3 protein-coding genes are annotated in these 4,073 nt (G+C 32.7%); all 3 read left to right on the forward strand.

Going from position 1 to position 4,073, the window contains the following annotated elements; all coding sequences use genetic code 11:
* Positions 1-99 precede the first annotated feature (99 nt).
* Positions 100-462, forward strand: a complete 363-nt coding sequence (locus AC1XJX_RS13525; protein ID WP_482004521.1) for a hypothetical protein — start codon at positions 100-102, stop codon at positions 460-462.
* A gap of 334 nt (positions 463-796) precedes the next feature.
* Positions 797-1,006, forward strand: coding sequence for a hypothetical protein (locus AC1XJX_RS13530; protein WP_482004522.1), 210 nt, complete (start codon positions 797-799; stop codon positions 1,004-1,006).
* 738 nt (positions 1,007-1,744) lie between these two features.
* A partial coding sequence (locus AC1XJX_RS13535; RefSeq protein ID WP_482004523.1) for an Ig-like domain-containing protein occupies positions 1,745-4,073 on the forward strand: 2,329 nt, incomplete at its 3' end.

Here is a 4,073-nt window from a genome sequence, read left to right on the forward strand (position 1 = left end):
TTTTCTTTGTCTATCAGTGAGTTAGGGTAGTTGCATCTTTTGGTATTGGAACAAGGAATTATTGTGAAATCGCTTTATCTTTAATCTGAATTTACAACAATGAAAACAATGTTATTTCCCAAAATATCTTTAATACTAAATATCCTTGTTCTAATTCCTGTTTGTTTAGGCATACTTCTAAAAGCAAATTGGGCAGCAGAATCTTATGGTATAGAATCACCAGCTCGAAGTATTTTACTTTCAATTTATTTAGCCATCCTTATTTTCTCTGTAGTGCTTTTATTCAAATTTGACCCTAAGATGGTGATGGCACTTTTATCTGTTCAAATAATTTACAAACTATTAAGTCCAATAATGGCGGGAACCATAACTAATCCCGTAATTATAAGTAACCTTTTTATAGCACTAGTTCATTCTAATAGCGTTTGGAAAATAATTTTATCGCAAAAATTATCCCTTTAATTTCCTGATAGTCACATACTCAATCATCGCATTATAGCTGCATCTTTCGTCTGTAAGGGGAGCTAAATAGGAAAAGTTCAACAGAAATGTTGGACTTTTTTTATACAGTAAACTTAACTACACCTTATAAATATATGCATTCTATGCATTTACCCTCTAAATGCCAACTTGCCATCTTTTTAACAAAAAAAGGTTGTAAATAAGGTTGCAGTTTTTCTACTATAGTTAATACATTGGATAGGGCGGACTAGGTGAACCATCTACAGCGGATAAAAGTGAGCATAGCGATAATTATTATAAATCCTTTTAATAGCTTAGGCTTAAAGAGTTTTTAGTGGTTTACTTTAACCGTTTTTTGCAGGCTGCGGTTATATTAAATCTTAAAAACGATAAAACAGTTAAATCATTCTCAAGGATTAGTAACTCTGAGGGAGGATTTAACTTAAACTTGCCAGATGAAGGTCGTGTTTCTCTATCCATTTCTTTCTTGGGAGATATGAAAGCAGATGGCTCAACAGCTATTAAATTTGGAGCAGTAGTATGAAGCACAGGCAGTTTAAATATTCTTTTTTTTAAACCACTCTAACCTTTAAAATAGTATCTTTTTACTACAATTAATAAGGTTTTAAGTTTATTATGCTTAATCATAAATAGATTTAGTTTGGCTATAACTTTAAATAATAGCAGCAGCAAAACAAAAAGCACTTACATTATGTAAGTGCTTTTTAGTTTCATTAGTTAATATTTTAAGAATTTATTAAAGTTTTGTAAAATATAATTATATCCTTTATTTAAGTTTTGGTCATATCATAATGGAAATAGATTAAGAAAGCTTAAATGAATTAGTATTAAAGTTAAGCATCTAACTGTTTGAAGACAGCTTTTGTCTTCTTTATATTTTAATGTAGTCCCTATTAGATTTCAGAGATTGATAGTTGATAATTTTTTTAAATGATATTATCAAAAGGACTTCTATTATTAAAAATATAACAACAAAGTTTTAGAATAATGTTATAAAAATCTATTTAAACTATTTTAATGGTATAGTACAAACCATTCGTCTATACGAAATTTATATTCAATCTATACTACAACGTCATTATTCTAATTATACAAATAATACTTAATTGTTGCACTAAATTTGCTAAACATCTAATAATCAATTAGTTGAAATACATATAACATCGATTAATAGACTAAATAAAAAAAAATAAGATAAAATACACTCTAAAACTATCCCTCTACAGTTTTAGATTATAGCTCCAAATTTTAACCTACACCTATGAAAAAATTATTTTTCACAATTGCTGTTTTTGCTCTATCATATTATAATGGTACTTGTTTGAGAGTTTACAAAAATATTGATAAAGTATTAAGAATAGATAACCTTACATTTAAAGCGATTACTCCAACTCCAACGGGAGATCCAATACAGAGTTTTTGTGATAGTGCTACAGTAAGCGATTTAATAGTTACAACAGATTTAGGTGGGACAATTACATGGTATGATACTGCTACTGGTGGTATCCCCCTAGTTAACACAGAAACTTTAGTAAATGGAGAACTAGTTTATGCTGAGCAAACTATAGGAGGTGTGCCAAGTGTTGATAGGTTTCAGGTATTAGTACATTTTATTTCATCTAATATTACTACCAACAAAACTGAAATTTGCTTAGGTGAAAGCGTTGAGCTTAATGCAAGTTTTGATCCGCCAGTAATTCCTAGTACAGTTCTTATTGGAGTTTTTAATTCAGATTTTTACTATTTAAGTGATTTTACAGCAAATTTTTTTGTTGCTGAACAATTTGCAAATAAGTATTCTGGGCACCTAGTTTCTATTCACTCAATTGCAGAAAAATCTTTTTTGACCAGCAATATTAATTCTGGAAATTTTTTAATTGGATTAAATGATGTGATAGTTGAAAATGACTTTGTTTGGACAGATGGAACGCCTAGGGATTTTAATTCATGGTCAGCAGGTGAGCCTAATAACTCTGGAAATGAAGATGCAGTATTGATGACTTCAGGATCTGGTTTATGGCTTGATATTCCAACTTCATCCAATCAATTTTTTGTTTTCAAATTAAATTCTGGAGTAACTTATTTATGGTCTACTGGCGAAGTTTCTGAGTCCATAATTGTTTCCCCTGCAACTACATCAGATTTTTGGGTTGATATTACCATTAATGGAGTCACTTGTAGAAAAACTGTAGAAATCCCATTAAGTAATCCAGTTTCCCCTATTAGTGGAGGAGATGAAACTTCTTGTGAGATTACAAGTTTAACTGCGTCAGCAACAGTTGGTATTGGAGAAACACTAAAATGGTATGATGCCTCTGTTGGAGGAAACATTATTATGAATCCAATTCTAGATACAGTTGGAACAATAACTTATTATGCAGAGAGTAGTAATGACACTTCAGGTTGTATAAGTTTAAATAGGACACCAGTTACTTTAACAATCAACACTGCTCCGTTAGCACCTTTTAATGGTGTTGATATTACTTTACAAGAGCAATTAACAATACAAACAATTACAGCTAATGCAGAAGTAAATATTGGAGAAACGCTTATTTGGTATGATGCTCCTACAGGTGGTAATGTAGTTAATGATCCATCTTTAAGTAGTGTGGGAGTTATTACCTATTATGCAGAAAGCGTTGATAATGCTACGGGGTGTGTAAGTCTGAGTAGGACTCCATTAACACTCACTATTTTGGATGCTCCTAATCCTCCAACTGCAGCTCCACTTCAGAGTTTTTGTGATATTCCTAGCACTACTATATCCGAACTTGACGTAACTGGGTCTGGTGTTAAATGGTACGATGCTCCTTTTGATGGTAATTTACTTGACTCCTCAAGCTTTCTTGTTGATAGTCAATTTGTTTATGCCTCTCAAACAGTTAATGGAATTGAGAGCTTAACACGCACGCAGGTTATGGTACATCTTATGGGAGTTTATCAAGCTACTGCCGATACCGACCTTTGTTTGGGAGAAAGTGTTGAACTACAAGCGGGCTTTGGACTTCCTGAAATTCCAAATGCTATACGAATTGCTTTATTTGATGACGCCCATGCTTATAAAAACACAATGGCTATGAGTTATACAGACGCTCAAAATTTTGCTGAAAGTCTTGGCGGTAATTTGGCGTCCGTTCGTTCTGAAGAAGACTATCTTAATTATTATTCCTACGATGTAGAAGCCCTTGGGGAAATTTACTGGTTTGGGCTCAATGACTTGTCTACAGAAGGTATATTTAGTTTTTCTGACGGCACCCCATTAACATATACTAATTGGAGTCCAGGACAACCCGATGCACTTACATCAAATCAAGATGGAGTTTATTTTGGGTTAGACGGCACATGGTTTGATGCAGATATTGCCGAAACCCATAAGTCTTTTTTTCAGCTCAGAAATATAGGACCTAGTTTTCTATGGTCAACAGGAGAAACAACAGAATATATTACGGTAACACCCAATATAACAACGCCTTATTGGCTAGAGGTTACCCTAAATGGCGCTACCTGTCGCTATGATTTTACGGTTACGGTTAATGATCTACCAACTCCAGTTATCACAAATAACACAGGATCAACTAATTTGACTTGTG

The organism is Flaviramulus sp. (assembly GCF_982512915.1).